Raw genomic sequence first — 16612 nt, 5'->3', positions numbered from 1 at the left:
CAATAATGTTCATGACACTATTACTGTTATTTTATTTTATTATTAGTGTACAAATAGTTTTCAGACCTAATAAAACCATTCCATTACAATTCCTGATTGCCTTATTTTTTTCTCTTTATAGTTTTAACTACCACAGTCATCTGGTACGCCTATGAACAAACAAGGCAAATTACATCTTTTAGGAAACCTGCTAGGGCTCTTGATTATTTGCAGCATTTTGATTTTTGCTTTATGGGATCAGCTGATTATTGATGACCTACCTTGCCCTCTATGTTTATTGCAACGAGTTTGTTATATAGCAATTGGATTAGGTATGCTCATGAATTTACGGTTAGGGGTTAAGCCATCGCACTACGGCTTAATGAGCTTAGCGACTCTACTCGGATTAGCAATTTCAGTACGTCAAATTACTCTCCATTTGGCGCCAGGGGATATGGGATACGGAAGCCCGATTTTGGGTTATTACCTTTATACTTGGGCCGCAATTAGTTTTGCCGTCATCATCACATTGATTGCTCTGGCGCTTATTTTCGATCAAGGCTTTAATATTGAATATAAAATCCAGCATCCAGGGGGCAAAGCATTAATTGCTTTATTTCTTTTCTTGATTCTTGCTAATGTAGTCAGTACATTCATATTATGTGGACCATTTACTTGCCCTGATAACCCAACTCAATATTATTTTTAAGTACCCATTATGAGACTTTAAGGATTTATTATGCGTTTGTTATTAATCAGTTTAATTTCTTTTTGTAGCGGCCTGCATGCTGATACCATTAATAATTACATGAAAATTGCCAATAATATTCCTCAAATGGAGATCAAAGCAGATCCACAAGCTCAAGCCTGGGCCAGATCGGCTCATCATGTTCTCACCATCACATGTGAAAGTATTGCTGAAACAATGATTCAAGCTAATGAAACTGCAAAAAGCCAAGGGAAGCCCATTTTTTGTTTACCTGCGGGAACCCAGCTTAATTCAATTAACTTAAATGAGTTGATTCAACAAACTTACAAAGAAATTTCCAGTCAGCAAAGTGATAAAGACAAAATGACCGTATCTCAAATAGCCTGGTTAGGGGTCAGTAAACAGTATCCGTGTCAAACTAACGCTGGCAATCAAATGGCTCAGGCTCATGTTAGTTCTTTATTAGGGAAATAAGTTATTTCTTTGTTTTCCGGCAGCCTTGTCTCACTAAAGCGAGGGCTGCCAGAGAAAATACCAACGTATGTTACTTAGACATCAACTAAATTATTGACTGAACTCTTCAAAAGCTTCCAAAGCTTCTGCAGCATACATTAAAGAAGGGCCGCCCCCCATATATACAGCCATACCTAGTGTTTCTAATAACTCTTCTCTTGTCGCTTGTAATTTAATCAAGGCTTGTGAATGAAAACCAATACAACCCGGACATTGTTTAGCAACAGCTAAAGCCATGGCAATAAGTTCTTTGGTTTTTTTATCTAAAGCACCCTCTTTGGTTGCCGCTTGTGATAAAGCAGAAAAGCCGGCCATAACCTCTGGCATTTCCTTACGCATTTTAGCTAATTGTGTACTAATGTCCTTGGTAATATGAGTAAATTTATCTGACATGGGGGAGGCTCCTTTTTAATTAATGAAATACACGCCCCTAATTTAACGTATAATTATATTAAGCAAAAGAACAATTGCGAAGAATATGTTTTTGTTTTTAGTTCTTGCTCTTAACAAGTGGCTTGGTTTAGAGCTTCTCTTGCTAGAGTCAATCGTTTTTGGACCACACCTAGCTCGCTTTGTACCGTTAAAATAGCCGCAGCATTGGCATTAGTACGTTTCATCTGGGTTAAAGCCTTGGCGATCGCTTGTTGTTGCTTCTCTAGAGTAGATACCTCTATTTCAAGATTTTCTATCCATTGCTGTCGTGTACTTAGCATTTTTACACCAAAATGAGTTTTTTCCTCCACTTTATTTTTCTTGCTGTCTATTTGACATAGAGCCACTAAGACATTTACTTTTTGTTTGATTCGATTGGCAAGAAAATGAGCGCTGCGCTCGTTTTTCTGGTGAGATAATGCTTGAATATCTGCTTTAATTTCCTCAACGCAGGCAGATCCAGTCAATTCGTTACTCGAACGAAATAAACCTCTTGGTACATTCTGACCTGAGATTAATGAACTTAAGCCATTGACTTTCCATTCCAACTCTGGCAATCGCGAAGTTAACTCCGCTAACAGTTCATTAATATAATTCATAGGTTATTCGTGAGTCGTTGACAGCTCCCTGTCATGATTTAATTAATGAAATTAAGCCGCCGGTTCCAGAACTGCATTCCTGGACTTCAGCCAGGAGCTGATAAATGGAGGAGAACACATTAACATTAAGCCCATAATTAAAGTAAGCTCATAACGGGCAGTGCTTCCGACATTAATACCTTCCGGTGGAATAAAACTAACCGCTAAAGTAGCCATCACACCAATAATACCAATACCAGCTACAAATAGCATGCCCAACATTCCCCCAGGAATTTTAAATGGCCGAATATGATTGGGTTGGCTTAACCGCAATTTAATGGCTGCAATAAACATAATAAAATACATCAACATGTACAATTGGGCCGCTAAAGCGGTTAATAGCCAGTAAGATCCATTAACGCTAGGCATAAATAAAAATAAAGCAGACAATACAGTAACAATCATTGCTTGAGTTATTAACATCATCACCGGCGCACCTTTAGCATTAGTACGCTGAAAGACCTCAGGTAAGTTACCATCTTCAGCGGCAACGAGTAATCCCTTTGTAGGAGCAATAATCCAGTTACTCACGCCACCAAGTCCACCTAATACCAGCATTACAGCAACAACAGGCATCATCCAATGCATGTGGTAACGGGTAAAAAATGCTTCAAAGGCTTGCATAATTCCCGCGACTAAATTGATGTCTTTTCCAGGTAAAACTACAGCAATGGCTAAAGAGCCAAGGATTAAGGTACTTAAAATAATAGCGACAGAATAAATTAATGCCTTGGGAAAAGCATGCTGAGGATTATTAACATCATTAGCATGGACAGTGGCTATTTCTATTCCGCAAAAAGACATAATAATTGCAGTTAACGACACCCACACCGATTTATCCGCTAAATGTGGAACAATGCTTGGGATGTCAAATTGAATTTGCAAGGGATTACCCTGTGTAATCCATGCCACCCCCAAACCAATAATCAAGGACATCGGCAATAACAAACCGGCTAAAGAACAGACATTGCTAAATAAGGCGGAAGAACTCATGCCTCGCAGATTAAGGACAGTCGCGCCCCAAAAACAACTGATTATAACTGCCCAAAGAAAATAAGGGTTACTGGTTAGAGCAGGATTGATCAAATAGCCAATGGTTCCAGCAACAAAAGATAAAATAGTCGGATACCAAATCACATTTTCTATCCATTGCAGCCAAATAGCTAAAAAACCAGATTTCTTACCAAAGGCTTCCTTTACCCAAATATAAATACCTCCCTGTTTTGCCCAGCCTGAAGCCAGCTCGGCTGAAACCAAAGCGGTAGGAATCAAGAAAAATAAAGCGCCTAAAATAAAATAAAATATTAATTGACTACCAAATAAAGCCGTAGCTGGCAAATTACGTATGCTGTCTACAGAACCGACTGTAATCATAGTCAGGCTAAAAATTGTAAGTGAGTGCTTTTTATTACTCATTTCATTCCTTCAATACAGTCTTTATTAATTCAATGCTTATTATATAGAAACAAGCTTAAGTAAATCTTAATAATCGCATAAAAAATAGGCAAATACTACATTATTGTTGTTCCGCTTTTAAAAACCGCTCAGCCAACACTCACCACTGTGGTAAGGTACACAAGACAGTATCGTCCTTTGCTTAACTAAAAACCGGGACGGGCTTGTACAATAGGAAAAGGAAAAAGAGAAAAATGCCGATGCAGTCGCTATAGAAAACTCAATGGCATTTTCATAGACATCCTTATCCAAAAAATTACTCGCAGGGCATCATAACAGGTTCTTTAAAGAAACTAAATGTATCAAATTGATGTTTTTAGTAAGTCATCGTTTTTGCAAATACCCCATTGCTCCTGCTCATGCAGACCGCTTTCTAAAGAGCGTTCTGCAGGCAATTTCCTGCCCACTTTATTAAAAAAAGTCGCTTTGAATGAGGTCGCTTTGGAAGGGGTACGCGCAGGTGGTGTTAAGCTTTGGCTCCTTTGAGTTTGCAGTTTAATCTTAATCATTTTGATGGCGAACGTGTGCTTGTTTCTAATAGCATGGTCCAACGCGGTAAGCCCCTCTTTATCTTTAATAACAAGAGAAGCCCCTTTATTCAGCAGTAATCCAAACAGAGCGGCCTCGTTAGTAATAATTGTTGACTGACAGGCAATCATCAAAGGAGTCCTTCCTTTGTTGTCCTGAGCATTGATGTCAATCCGTTTCATTTCCAGTAAATCCTCTACCATGCCTGCACCGCCATATTTACATGCTAGATGAAGTAAGGTTGCACCATTTTTTTTATGCCTTTGATTGATGCGAAAATGAGTGGATGCGAGCATCGTTTTAACCACTTCACGCCGGCCTTGGTATATAGCAGTCAATAGTGGTGAGTTATCTCCCATCTGACAATTAAAGAAAATGGGCCAACCAGAATTTAAACATTTTTTCACTGTTAAAATATCGCCTTGTAAAGCTGCCATTACAAAAAATGATATTTTTTCAGGATAGGTAGTTCTAGAATTCAGGGGGAAGGCAGGAAATACATTGTGTAACGACTGAAATAACTGGTTATAAGACCGCAAAGCAATAAAATCGGTGTTCACTGTAAGCCTACGTACTAATGGCCCAGTAGTACTCACTCGATACAGTTCATTAACCAGTTGCTCTGAGGTGAACATAAAATAAGGGTGGTTTACTTGTTGTTGGTATAAATCATTAATATTGATAAACCGCCATAAATGACCAGAACGCCTAAATCCCATTGCATGATCAGATGAGCTAATCATCACGGCGACCTTGCTATTAATTCCTATAGTTTGTAACAGATTAAAATAGCTCTCTGCTTCCTGCTTGGAAGCAAAAGTATGGGTTTTATAAAAAATATGTCTGGGCCTCGCTGATTTTGAACTTATTTTGTTCAAAATAGCCGGAATATCAGCCTGCCAAACGAGTTTGCCATACTTCATTTTATATTCTAAGGGATCTTGAGCAATACAGATGCGTTTGCATAAGGCAGGAAGCGTTTCAATGACTTTCTCATCGGCGGTTAACAACTTATTGTGCCGTTTTTTATTCATTACTCGCGCTATGGCAGCAGGGACATTCGTTTGATGGACACGCAGGAGATGAATTTGCCGATAAAATAACTTTTCTTTGTGAGTCGCGGTTGCCAGCGCCCAATTTAGAGTGAAGCCATAACACACCCCATCAAAATCTGGGTGTTCCAAATCTTTTAATACGGTGGTTATTGCATCATGGGTTAATGAGTTGGGATCTGGAGCTTTAGTTCGCCATTTACCCAACAGAGATAAAATCAAGGTGAGGAGAAAGCCAAAATAAAGAAATAGCAGGATAACGTTCATGTCTTATCAAGCTCATACTATCCATAGTCAAACCAGTATAAGATTATTTAACCAAGAACGTCGAGACCCCTGGGTTAGCCACAAGAAGCAGTGACCGTGTATGGCCCCAGATTGGTAAACTCTGCCTTTGCTCCTGAATTGGCCGTCACAGGAATAACCTGCATATTCTGAACCGTCTGTACTAAAGTTTGGCCTTTAGTTACCGTCGTGCCATTGATTTGGCCGCCCCCACTTAATACTTTGATTAAAATACTATGATTGTGGCTTGAAACAACATTCATGTGACATAGAGCGGTAATGGTATTGGGTAATGAGTTTGCCAAAGTGAGTGCCTTGCCAGGTAACAACTCATAACTGGTTAACATCAATGTTTTAATTGACTTATTCATTGTAAAGCCTTTAGTACCGACTAAGAAGGCAATAGAAAAGAAGAAACAACTCATTGTTTTATTCATCACTCTTCCTTATAAACTAAAGCTAATTTAATTAAATAATATTTGGAGTTTAGAATAAACCAAAATAACGACAAAAAATATGAAGGGAAAAAAATAGGTTCAAAAAATACATAGAAGTCTTTATTTTGTAGCCTCAAGCCATGGTTTATTTCACTCGAAGCAGAGCGACTGCTTTGGGCATTCCCAATACATCATTTTTTCAGGGAGGACTAGCACCTGGTATTAACTCCTCATCAGCATTATCTTCTTCTTTCATTTTGAGTAACTCTGCCTTTATTTGTTGTTGTTCTTTGGGAATATGTGATGGTCTCTCAGGATCTTGCGTTTGTTGACTTACTTTACACTCCTCAGTCTTTTGCAAAAGAAGCTCGACTATCTGTTTTGATACATTGCCATTAAGTTTTCCTTTGAGTGCTTCAATTTTCAAAGCCGCCTCGGCATATTCGCCTTTTTCTATCGAGTCAATAATGTCAGGAAAAGCTTTTTGCATCTCGCCAATGTTTTTGGCTCCTGCACGAAAACGTGAAAAGAATTGTCCTTCTACACGACATTGATAACTGTATTGAACGCCTTTAATCAGTTCGACCAGCATAGTTTGTTTCTTATTGGGGCTAGAATGAGCAGTTACTTCCTGGCTCAGGATCTCAGCGGGCAGCTGTTCCCGCATTGTGCCAAGCTTATGCGAATCCAAAGTCCCTTTCTCGCTGCGAAACACAAAAGTATTACCGGTGTATTTTTGCAGAGGCAAACTACTTATCGCATCAGGAGCTAACCTGTAATTAACAAATTGAGCCAAGATTTTTGGAAATCTATTAAATACAGCGTTATGAGTCGTATCTGCCGGAGCTGTATTAAAAGTTCTTACTTGCACTATAGGATTTGTTTGCAACTCAGTATCTGTATTATATGCTTTAGTGGCAACATACTGAGCCAAATGCCCACCTAAAGAATGTCCAGTAAGAATAATTTCTCTACCGGGATTTTCTTTACGGACTTGTTGATAAAATTCAAAAGCAGCAGCACGAAATTTTTTCTCGACAACTCCTCCAGTTACCACCCTTAGATCCGAAAAAACATCACCCATCGTGTGAGTGCCGCGAAAAGAAATGACAAGAGGACCATCAGTATCCTGCGGTTTAAGACATACGGCGGCTAGAGGAGATTGCCCTGATCCTTTACTTCGAACTGGAGCGATAGATTTTACTATTTCATAACCATGCTCGGCTATATGCCTAAGAAGCTCAGGATTGGATGGATTATCGTTGGGATTAATAACATTAGCTTGTCCTACTCTATAAGGTGCTTGAGCAGCAGAAATAAGAAAGTTAATGGTACATTTTGATTTTTTATTAGGATTACTCATAGCATAGATACCTAAACATCAGCACTTTCTTAATTATAGATAAAAAATTGAAGTAATTGGGCTTGGTAAGTAAGAGGCTACAAATTCCATATTAATAGGTACCCTGATAAAGGCAATTTCATCATCCAATACTTCAAGAATACGCAACAAGATAGTTGACATAACTTAATTAGGCGACAAAGCTAAAGTTACTATTTACCAATCCTATTAAGTGGCATAACTTTATCTCTCTGTGCTATAGTGCGTATTTTTTTCGGGTACTATTTATGTTTGACAACTTAACCGAACGATTGACCCGCACCTTTAAAAACTTGCGAGGTCAGGGTCGTTTAACAGAAGACAATATCCAGCAAGCCTTGCGTGAAGTAAGACTATCACTTATTGAGGCGGATGTAGCCCTACCTGTCATTAAAGAATTTATTGAACAAGTAAAACAAAAAGCTCTGGGACAAGAGGTCTTAACCAGCTTAAATCCCGATCAGGCATTTGTCAAAATCGTACATGATGAATTAATTCATGTGATGGGTGATGAGCGTGTCGAGCTTAATTTTAAAACCCAACCGCCCGCCATATTCTTGATGGCTGGTTTACAAGGTTCGGGTAAAACAACAAGTACGGCTAAACTTGCTCGCTATTTAAAAGAAACCGAGAATAAGAAAGTAATGCTGGTCAGTGTTGACGTGTATCGACCTGCAGCCATTCAACAACTTAAAGTCTTGGCTGAACAAATTGATGTCGCTTTCTTTCCGGCAGAATCCAGTGAACAACCCATAACTATTGCCCAAAAAGCATTAGATAGCGCTAAAAAGCAATATATGGATGTGCTCATCATCGATACTGCAGGTCGCATGCACATTGATGCAGAAATGATGGCAGAAATTAAAGCGCTTCATCATGCAGTCAATCCAATTGAAACCCTGTTTGTTGTCGATAGTATGACAGGACAAGATGCAGCGAATACTGCTAAAGCCTTTCATGAGGCCTTGCCTTTAACAGGGGTAATCCTTACTAAAACCGATGGTGATGCTCGGGGTGGAGCAGCTCTTTCAGTCAGACAAATTACAGGCCAGCCGATTAAATTTATCGGTAGTGGGGAAAAAGTAGAGGCTTTAGAGCCTTTTCACCCAGAGCGAATTGCATCAAGAATACTGGGTATGGGTGATATTCTCACTCTAATTGAGGAAGTTGAGCGCAAAGCAGACAAACAAGCCAGCGAAAAATTAGCTAAAAAATTAAAAAAAGGTAAAGGCTTTGATCTGGAAGATTTTAAACAACAATTGCTCCAAATGAATAATATGGGTGGAATTGCTGGAATGATGAGCAAATTACCTGGAATGAGCCAAATGCCCCAACAGGCCATGCAACAGGTCAATGACAAAGCATTGGCTCAAACTGTAGCCATCATCAATTCAATGACCCCTAAAGAAAGACGAATTCCTAAAATAATTGTTGGTTCACGTAAAAAACGCATCGCGATGGGCTCAGGCACTCAAATCCAGGATGTGAATCGATTATTAAAACAATTTGAGCAAATGCAGAAGATGATGAAAAAGTTTACCAAACCTGGCGGAATGCAAAAAATGATGCGAGGAATTGGTGGCATGGCTGGAATGAAGGGTCTCTTTCCAGATGATTTAAAATAAGTATTTTATTCATCACGATTAAATGTCCTGATGAACGTGCAGATTTGAGTATAAACGTAAGAGATTAAGGTGAGTAAAACGCGTAAGATGCATTAGCTTCACGCATTTTTCCACGATACCATCTGGCAAAATGTACTCAATCTGCACGTTTAAATGGAAGTGCTGAATAGTTAGTAAAATAATTCGCAAGAATTACTTCACATGTCGAGTTAATTTTCGTACAATACACGGCATTTTTATGTAACCACTCTAAAGTAGAGGAAAACAATGGTCGTTATACGTTTATCACGAGCTGGCGCAAAAAAGCGTCCTTTTTATCACATGGTTGTTACTGACAGCCGCAAGCGTCGCGATGGTAGTTACATTGAGCGTATTGGTTATTTTAACCCTGTAGCACGTGGACAAGAAGTACGTCTTCACGTTGAAATGGAAAAATTAAGCCATTGGCAAAATGTTGGTGCACAACTATCTGATCGCGTTAGTGCATTAATTAAAGAATTTAATAAAGAAGCTGAGTCAGCTGCTTAATCACGTGAGTAATCAAGCGAGCTGGGTAGTTATCGGTCGTTTTGGGCGACCTCATGGTGTTAAAGGGTTTGTAACGGTTCATTCCTTTACTGAACCTCGTGATAATATCTTGCGTTATACAGACTGGCATGTCTATTTAAATCACACATGGCAGCCTGTGAAGGTATTAAATATCGAAGTCCACAATAAATCCATAGTAGCGCAAATTGAAGGGTACCCAGAACGTGAATCAGTAGCTCGCCTGACTAACGTTGAAATTGCCGTGCAAAAAGAACAGCTTGCTGAACTTGAACCCGGCGAATACTATTGGCACCAGCTGATTGGCATGAGTGTGGTTAATACCAAGGGAGAATCTTTTGGAACCGTTGTTGAAGTCATGCCTACTGGTGCAAATGATGTGCTTGTAGCGCAAGGTGAAAAGAGGCATTTAATTCCCTATTTACCTGGCCAATTTATTATTGAAATTAATGAAAGCCAACAAGTCATTACCGTTGACTGGGATTTGGATTTTTAGTGGTACTGCATTTTGGAATAATCAGCCTAATTCCCGAGATACTGGAAAGTTTAAATTTTGGTATTACGGGTAGAGCGATTGAGCAAGGCTTAGCTAAGATTGATTGTTGGAATCCACGAGACTGGGCATCAAGACCTTACAGACAGGTCGATGATAAGCCTTATGGTGGTGGACCAGGAATGGTCATGTTGTATGAGCCATTGCATGCAGCAATAACGCATGCACGCAGCAAAATGCCCAACAACTGCAAAACGATTTACTTAAGCCCTCAGGGTAAGGTAATTCGGCAGAATGATTTAAATAAAGTGGCAAATGAAAAACAGCCTTTGCTTTTTATTGCGGGGCGATATGAAGGAATTGATGAACGTATCATTAGTCATCATGTGGATGAAGAATGGTCGTTAGGAGATTTTGTTTTAAGCGGTGGTGAGTTGGCTGCTATGGTATTTATAGATGCGATCATTCGCTTAATACCGGGTAGTCTTGGGCATCTTGGTTCAGCGGAGCAGGATTCATTTATGAATGGCTTGCTCGACTGCCCTCATTATACCCGACCTGCAACCATTAACGGGCTGGAAGTCCCTCCCGTTTTGTTAGGCGGGAACCATAAGGATATTGAGAGATGGCGCAGAAAACAATCTCTTGGTAAAACCTGGCTTAAACGTCCGGATTTACTTGAAAAAGTACAGTTAAGTGAAACAGACAAGCAATTGCTTGTTGAGTTTAAATGCGAACACGGTGATTCCTGTTGAGGATAAACCAATTTGAGGAGTAGTCCATGACTAATATTATTGACCAATTGAATGCCGAGCAAATGCAAGGCAAGGAAATTCCTGAATTTAATCCAGGCGACACTGTTCTGGTTCAAGTAAAAGTAATTGAAGGTACTCGTGAACGTTTACAAGCCTTTGAAGGTATCGTTATTGCAAAACGTAATCGTGGCCTAAACTCAGCATTTACTGTGCGTAAAATTTCTCACAACGTTGGTGTTGAGCGTGTTTTCCAAACTTACAGCCCGATTGTTGATAGCATTACAGTTAAAAGACGTGGCGATGTTCGTCGTGCCAAGCTGTATTATTTACGTAACCTTGCTGGACGTGCTGCTCGAATTAAAGAAAAATTAGCTGGCAAAAAAGGCGATTAATTCTTGAATGCAAAGCTCATCGTGTCTATTTTTACTACCCCTTTGGGTATGCTTGAAATAATACATGATGAGCATTTTATTTATAATTCCTCTTTTACGCAAAAAACAGTAACTTCTTCTTCGAATGGACTTACCCCGCTAATTGAAAGCGAATTAAACTCCTACTTTGCAGATCCTCATCATCGCTTCCAATTACCACTAAAGCCGCAAGGCAGTACTTACCAACAAAAAGTATGGAATGCGTTATTAGTTATTCCTGTAGGACGAACTTTGACCTATGGAGAGCTGGCTTTAAAATTGCAAAGCAGCCCCAGAGCAATTGGACAAGCCTGTAAACGCAATCCTTTAGCTTTATTTATCCCTTGTCATCGCGTGGTGGGAAAAAATGATTTAGGCGGTTATATGGGAAATCCCCAAGCCCTATCTTATAAAGAACGCCTGCTCGCTCATGAAGCAAAAATAAAGTAACGCTGCGAGAAACCTTACATTAAGTTTTGCTACCTGGTGCGGACTCCGCCGATAAAACAATTGATGGTATGGGTTGCATCAGTTTAAAAAAACTCAGGCCCAGGCTGGTTATCATTCGCCAGGTTTTATCAAACGATAACGGTGACATAGTTAACAAATATTCTTTCTCAAAATCAGCAGGTTGCATTTCTCTGATTTTATTTACATAAAGTTCAATCTCGGCTGTTACTGAGGAGGTTAACTCTGATTGTCCATTCAAATAGAGAGCCAATCTTTTTACCACGCTCAATCGCGATGCTTTTAGAGGATCATCCGCCAGTTTACTTATTTCCAATTGAGTACTGTATTCTTCGGCAAGATACCTCAACTCAGCGAGGGGACGAATCTGTCCCCAGGCATTATCTACCTCTTTGCCCGACATATTATCAACCCAGGTAAAGAAAGAGAGCTGTTGTTTGGCTAATAAATTCTGAAAAGCGGAGGCATCCAGATTAACTAAAGTTGATTCATCCCAGAACTCTATTGGATCGTTCATCAATTTTTTTATTTGTGCTCTGCTCTTTTTTTCATTAGAAAGAAAGTAATCCTGTAAATTATTGCTTTGATAGGTCATGCATTGAAAAACAGCGATTGAGATTGTAGTGATGGCATAAGATAAATTATTTTTTAACGGTTTGGCAGGAAGATCAGATACAGCATATAAAAGAGCTATTTTTTTTGCATCGTCCTCGCAATATCCATTATTTAACCATTCAAAAACCAATAAATTTACCGTGTCATCTGCATCTTGTGGATGATCACCGTCTTTATAAAGCTCAACAATAAATTGGGGCCATTCTAAGAAAAGAAGATATTTTCCCTCACGAAGAGCTTGCAAATATTCTTTACTTGAAGAGAGCATGTCAATTCCTTCCTGGAATCTAACTGTCTAATTTATATAATAAATAACACTATAAAGCTTATTAGAATTTATTTCACGTGAAACATCATTAACTTCTTAATAGTTATCTATACTTAAAATAAAATAATAATGCGGTGGAGAATTCAATGAAGAATAAATGGCATATCACGCTGATGTTATTTCTTTTACCGACCAGTATGGTTTTTGCGAATTGTGATTTAAGTAAATTTCGCTGGGATTGTGATATTCCAGTCCACGTTAGAGCCAAACCTGGGGCGTCGTCTCTGGTCTACTGTGGTAATTCATATGGTTATATTACCCAAGCACAATATGATGTATTAACTCGTTATCAACGTGCTAGCGTGAATATGGTATTAGATATTAATGGCGAATATGTGGATAGTCCGTGTGAAGGGGCTGAACGGTAATAAGACTCTTAATTATAAACCGTTGGACTGAGAGTTTCGAAGTCTCAGGCCTGGACCGACAAGGCTTCGAGACGGGCCTGCGCTCCTCCCCTGCTCAAACGGCTAGAAAACCTTCTTAGTCTGACGGCTATAAACAATGAACCAGAGGTTGCCTCGCTGCACACACAATGACGACAAAAATTTATGCTTTCTGATCAACTTGCAAAGAAAGATGTAAAATCTCCATGATTTTTACATCTAAAGCTCATTTATTCTATATAATCTGGGAAACTCCTAATACCCTCTTCACTTATGATCATTGAAATTGATGGCATCTCCATAGAAGTTTTAAGAAAGCCAATAAAAAATATGAACTTACGTATTTATCCTCCAGACGGCTTGGTAAAGGTTAGTGCCCCAATGAGTTTTAGTGAACAGTTCCTACATCAGTACTTGCAGGAAAAAAGTGATTGGATTCATACCCAGCGAAACCGTATTCGAGAACGTTCTTCTCATCAGGAAGAAGTACTCCAAACAGGCGCAACCATACCATTTAAAGGGAAGAACTATTTATTAATTATTGAAGAACACCACGGCCCCTCCCAAATTAAAATCAAAGACGAACTCATTCATTGTTACACCCAACAAAATGCCTCGCCAATACAAATCCAAATGCTTATCGAGCGCTGGTATAGACGGGAAATGGAGTCATTAATACCGGAATTAATCAGGCATTGGGAAATGATAATAGGCGTTAAGGTGACCCAATGGGGTATTAAAAAAATGAAAACTCGCTGGGGCTCATGCAATACCCGGGCACGCCGGATTTGGTTAAATCTCAACCTAATCAAAAAACCCGCCCCCTGTCTTGAATACGTCCTGGTGCATGAACTGGTTCATTTATTAGAGGCAAGCCATAATCAACGCTTTTATAATCTAATGACTCAATTCATGCCGCAATGGCGAGAGTATCAATACCTGCTAGAGGGCAAACACTCAAGAAAATAAGCAAATTACAAGAAGCTCCAACACCAGCCGGTCGGAAATACCCCTCAGCATCTTTAATTAATGCTGAGTTGATTATCGTTCGTTTCTTGCATAATTCGCTCGTCGCGTAAGTGTATTAACTTCTTGGAAAAAAAATTATTCACCAGGTAGGCACTAGCTCCTAGTGCTGCAGGAAGCACTACCGGAGGATCAGGAGGGTTATCTGCCGGTTGAAGAAATAAGCCGCCGCCATAAGTGGCATTAGCCAACCCTTGTGCTCGTGCTTTTAGCAAAGCGAATCCAAACAAATCAAGAGATATATTTCGAACAAAGGTATAAGCCAGCGGAATTGATACCTCGGTTACGGGGCCTTTATAGTATGGTTCATTTACTTGAATCCTCCCCTTGTCAGGATAAGTGAGATGCTGAGTTGGGCTAATCACTTGTGCCTTAATGACCGCACCAGTAACCGCCGTACTTAAAAATGTATAAGATAAAGAACCGAACAAACTCTCAGCATTGGTGTACAAATACTCTTTTCCAGTTGGACTGGGAATATCAACTCCAAGACGATTTTTATAATGAGCTTTATCAACCCGTCCCTGCTGCCACTGTTTCATATTAGCACCTAAAACTCTTAAAACAGTACCGGAAGAAAAAAGAGCAGCGCTTGTGATTTGAACGGCATCTTTATGGAGGTAATCTTTCACCAGGTAAGAAATTCCGTCACTCTTTTGGAAAGAATCATCAAAGGGTATGGTTTCATTTATCCTATAATCAAAGGATTCAAACTCAACACTAAGTTTAACCGCCCCCATAGCGGCGACCGATCCATAATAAGAGGCGTTAAGTACTTCATCTATAGCAAATGAAATGGCAAATCCGGCGCCTCCTATCACGCAAGCCAATGAACCAACCATATTAAGAGTATTTGCTGTAATCTCAATCGTTGTATCGACAACCACACCATACGCTGACCAGAAACGATCTCTCCATCCCATTTTTACATCCTTTTACTCTGATTATAAAACTACTGATTCCCTTTGAATAAGAATGAATCAAATACCTGAACTGCAGAATATCACCATTTATAACAAAATATGACCTACTTTTAAAAATTTTTAAAAGTAGGTGAAGGGATCTAAATTAAGAGATGATTTTATAAAGAAAACCGCTGAAGTGCTCATAAATTAGCAATAGTGAACAGCAAAGCATTAACAACGGTATGGATAAGGTTTATCATTCCATTTCATAGAAACCTTATTGAGGATCAAATGAATAACGTAAGAAAAAATATTAGCAAGATAATTTTTATGGGACGGTGGCTTCAGCTTCCTTTATATTTAGGCCTTATTCTAATACTCGCTGCCTATGTATATCGCTTTATCCGTGAGTTATTTTCCTTGATCATTCATCTAAACGGGTTTGACGACACGCATATCATGCTAGGAGTCCTGGATTTGATCGATGTGGTCATGATAGCTAATCTGCTGATTATGGTGGTTATGGGCGGGTATGAAACATTTGTATCGCATCTGGATTTAGGAGCCCATCCAGACAATCCTGAATGGTTGGATCACCTGGACGCTGGAGCGATGAAAATAAAATTAGCCCTTTCACTAATAGGTATCTCATCCATCCATTTGTTACGCACCTTTATTGATCCCACTAAATTAAGCAATTTTTCGGTCATGTGGCAAGTAATCATTCATTTAACGTTAATCATTTCCGCTTTAGCCATAGCATGGACCAATCGTTTACTCGATCAGACCCATCATTCATTTCACACGATGGATACAGCGAAACATAAAGCGCTGCCTGTTTCAGGAAACGATTAGAATTTATAGTGTGTTGTTAAGAGAGTTCCCCCCTCTGAAAGGAACTCTTCCCAAAGCCACTGCTTGCAAGAATTTAATCTTGGAGTAAAATTCTTAATTCACTTTGCCTGTCAGGTGCGCACATTGATTGATAACGACCTCCTAACGAATGACTTGTGTACTCATGGATTTCACATTATTGATGACTTTCTAGAATTACATCATTACCAGTCGCTACGCAAAATTGCTAAAGAAATGCAGCAGAACGGTTTATTTAAAAGTGCCAGGATAGGCCCTATAGTGCATGCACAACATAATAATAAGATCAGAACTGATGAAATTTGTTGGTTAGATGAGAATTCTGCTGAACCTGCAGTACAGGCCTATTTAAAACAAGCCCTTCACATCGCCCATATTCTAAATCATTCTCTGTTTTTAGGTTTAATCGAATTTGAAACGCATTTTGCAGCGTATCAGCCCGGGTCTTTTTATAAAAAACATAGTGATCAGTTCGCCACCAAAAAAACCAGAAAAATTTCCTGTGTTTATTATCTAAATGAAGATTGGCAAGAAGAGTTTGGCGGGGAGTTAAAACTATACAATCAAGAAGATCAACTGATTCAAAATGTTTCCCCACAGGCAAATCGCTTTATCTGTTTTAATAGCGAATTACCTCATGAAGTATGTTTAACCCATCAACCACGATATAGTATCGCAGGATGGATGAAAACCCGCTCCATGTCTGAAGCGATTCTTTAGTATTATTGGATCGATACCCACGTCTCTCGAGAGGACGTGGGAAATGCAAAACC

Annotated in this window: 21 protein-coding genes; 13 read left to right on the top strand and 8 right to left on the bottom strand. The window is 39.3% G+C overall.

What is annotated here, in order from left to right; genetic code table 11:
- Window positions 1-5: 5 nt before the first annotated feature.
- Genes LOX96_RS04190 through LOX96_RS04180 form a run of 3 tightly spaced genes read left to right on the top strand, consistent with a single transcriptional unit; the run spans window position 6 to window position 1162 of the window.
- Window positions 6-155: a DUF5993 family protein gene (locus tag LOX96_RS04190; RefSeq protein WP_250419480.1), complete on the top strand. Its 150-nt coding sequence runs from the start codon at window positions 6-8 to the stop codon at window positions 153-155.
- Window positions 152-688, top strand: a complete 537-nt coding sequence (locus LOX96_RS04185; protein WP_250419483.1) for a disulfide bond formation protein B — start codon at window positions 152-154, stop codon at window positions 686-688. The genes LOX96_RS04190 and LOX96_RS04185 overlap by 4 nt, the downstream gene beginning before the upstream one ends.
- Window positions 689-718: 30 nt before the next feature.
- On the top strand, window positions 719-1162 hold the full coding sequence (locus LOX96_RS04180; protein ID WP_250419485.1) for a phosphatase: 444 nt from the start codon (window positions 719-721) through the stop codon (window positions 1160-1162).
- A 90-nt stretch (window positions 1163-1252) separates the two neighbouring features.
- On the opposite strand, the gene LOX96_RS04175 is transcribed toward LOX96_RS04180, so the two are convergent.
- The 6 genes from LOX96_RS04175 to LOX96_RS04150 all read right to left on the bottom strand — a co-directional run bounded on the left by LOX96_RS04175 (window position 1253) and on the right by LOX96_RS04150 (window position 7391).
- A complete protein-coding gene (locus LOX96_RS04175) occupies window positions 1253-1594 on the bottom strand; it encodes a carboxymuconolactone decarboxylase family protein (protein ID WP_250419487.1) in 342 nt (113 codons plus the stop codon).
- 110 nt (window positions 1595-1704) lie between these two features.
- Window positions 1705-2232 carry a primosomal replication protein PriC gene (priC, locus tag LOX96_RS04170; RefSeq protein ID WP_250419489.1) on the bottom strand — a complete coding sequence of 176 codons (528 nt, stop codon included), beginning with the start codon at window positions 2230-2232 and terminating at the stop codon, window positions 1705-1707.
- A 51-nt stretch (window positions 2233-2283) separates the two neighbouring features.
- A complete protein-coding gene (locus LOX96_RS04165; RefSeq protein ID WP_250419492.1) occupies window positions 2284-3687 on the bottom strand; it encodes an APC family permease in 1404 nt (467 codons plus the stop codon).
- 341 nt (window positions 3688-4028) lie between these two features.
- Window positions 4029-5573 (bottom strand): Dot/Icm T4SS effector AnkG/AnkZ/LegA7, encoded by a 1545-nt coding sequence (ankG, locus tag LOX96_RS04160; RefSeq protein ID WP_250419495.1) that lies wholly within the window; start codon window positions 5571-5573, stop codon window positions 4029-4031.
- 74 nt (window positions 5574-5647) lie between these two features.
- The gene (locus LOX96_RS04155) at window positions 5648-6028 is read right to left on the bottom strand and encodes a hypothetical protein (protein ID WP_250419498.1); all 381 of its coding nucleotides are present in this window, start codon (window positions 6026-6028) and stop codon (window positions 5648-5650) included.
- A gap of 199 nt (window positions 6029-6227) precedes the next feature.
- On the bottom strand, window positions 6228-7391 hold the full coding sequence (locus LOX96_RS04150) for a lipase family protein (protein WP_250419499.1): 1164 nt from the start codon (window positions 7389-7391) through the stop codon (window positions 6228-6230).
- A 266-nt stretch (window positions 7392-7657) separates the two neighbouring features.
- Here LOX96_RS04150 and ffh point away from each other — a divergent pair, with 266 nt between their 5' ends.
- The 6 genes from ffh (at window position 7658) to LOX96_RS04120 (ending at window position 11688) form a co-directional block, all read left to right on the top strand.
- Window positions 7658-9034: a signal recognition particle protein gene (gene ffh, locus LOX96_RS04145; RefSeq protein WP_250419502.1), complete on the top strand. Its 1377-nt coding sequence runs from the start codon at window positions 7658-7660 to the stop codon at window positions 9032-9034.
- A 267-nt stretch (window positions 9035-9301) separates the two neighbouring features.
- Window positions 9302-9562: a 30S ribosomal protein S16 gene (rpsP, locus tag LOX96_RS04140; protein WP_250419505.1), complete on the top strand. Its 261-nt coding sequence runs from the start codon at window positions 9302-9304 to the stop codon at window positions 9560-9562.
- Between the two features lie 4 nt (window positions 9563-9566).
- The gene (rimM, locus tag LOX96_RS04135; RefSeq protein WP_250419507.1) at window positions 9567-10076 is read left to right on the top strand and encodes a ribosome maturation factor RimM; all 510 of its coding nucleotides are present in this window, start codon (window positions 9567-9569) and stop codon (window positions 10074-10076) included.
- On the top strand, window positions 10076-10828 hold the full coding sequence (trmD, locus tag LOX96_RS04130) for a tRNA (guanosine(37)-N1)-methyltransferase TrmD (protein ID WP_250419509.1): 753 nt from the start codon (window positions 10076-10078) through the stop codon (window positions 10826-10828). Before rimM ends, trmD begins: the two co-directional genes overlap by 1 nt.
- 26 nt (window positions 10829-10854) lie before the next feature.
- Window positions 10855-11220 carry a 50S ribosomal protein L19 gene (gene rplS, locus LOX96_RS04125; protein ID WP_173236064.1) on the top strand — a complete coding sequence of 122 codons (366 nt, stop codon included), beginning with the start codon at window positions 10855-10857 and terminating at the stop codon, window positions 11218-11220.
- A gap of 3 nt (window positions 11221-11223) precedes the next feature.
- Entirely contained in the window at window positions 11224-11688 is a 465-nt protein-coding gene (locus LOX96_RS04120; protein WP_250419511.1) for a methylated-DNA--[protein]-cysteine S-methyltransferase, read from the top strand.
- Window positions 11689-11707: 19 nt separating this feature from the next.
- Here the strand turns inward: LOX96_RS04120 and LOX96_RS04115 are convergent, their stop codons facing one another.
- Entirely contained in the window at window positions 11708-12589 is an 882-nt protein-coding gene (locus LOX96_RS04115) for a helical bundle domain-containing protein (protein ID WP_250419514.1), read from the bottom strand.
- Between the two features lie 146 nt (window positions 12590-12735).
- On the opposite strand from LOX96_RS04115, the gene LOX96_RS04110 reads away from it, so the two are divergent.
- Together LOX96_RS04110 and LOX96_RS04105 are read left to right on the top strand one after the other, a co-directional pair.
- Window positions 12736-13017, top strand: coding sequence for a hypothetical protein (locus LOX96_RS04110; protein WP_250419517.1), 282 nt, complete (start codon window positions 12736-12738; stop codon window positions 13015-13017).
- 291 nt (window positions 13018-13308) lie between these two features.
- Window positions 13309-14004, top strand: a complete 696-nt coding sequence (locus LOX96_RS04105) for a M48 family metallopeptidase (RefSeq protein ID WP_250419519.1) — start codon at window positions 13309-13311, stop codon at window positions 14002-14004.
- A 53-nt stretch (window positions 14005-14057) separates the two neighbouring features.
- Here the strand turns inward: LOX96_RS04105 and LOX96_RS04100 are convergent, their stop codons facing one another.
- A complete protein-coding gene (locus tag LOX96_RS04100) occupies window positions 14058-14984 on the bottom strand; it encodes a hypothetical protein (protein WP_250419521.1) in 927 nt (308 codons plus the stop codon).
- Window positions 14985-15257: 273 nt separating this feature from the next.
- Between LOX96_RS04100 and LOX96_RS04095 the strand changes: the two genes are divergently transcribed.
- Together LOX96_RS04095 and LOX96_RS04090 are read left to right on the top strand one after the other, a co-directional pair.
- Window positions 15258-15821 (top strand): TIGR00645 family protein, encoded by a 564-nt coding sequence (locus tag LOX96_RS04095; protein WP_250419523.1) that lies wholly within the window; start codon window positions 15258-15260, stop codon window positions 15819-15821.
- A gap of 123 nt (window positions 15822-15944) precedes the next feature.
- Complete coding sequence (locus tag LOX96_RS04090) at window positions 15945-16559, top strand: 2OG-Fe(II) oxygenase (RefSeq protein WP_250419526.1); 615 nt, start codon at window positions 15945-15947, stop codon at window positions 16557-16559.
- Window positions 16560-16612: the final 53 nt, after the last annotated feature.

It is taken from the genome of Legionella maioricensis (assembly GCF_023618015.1).
GTDB classification, from domain to species: Bacteria; Pseudomonadota; Gammaproteobacteria; order Legionellales; family Legionellaceae; genus Legionella; species Legionella maioricensis.
Note: the sequence above shows the minus strand (reverse complement) of the source record. Positions and strands in the feature narration are given on the sequence as shown.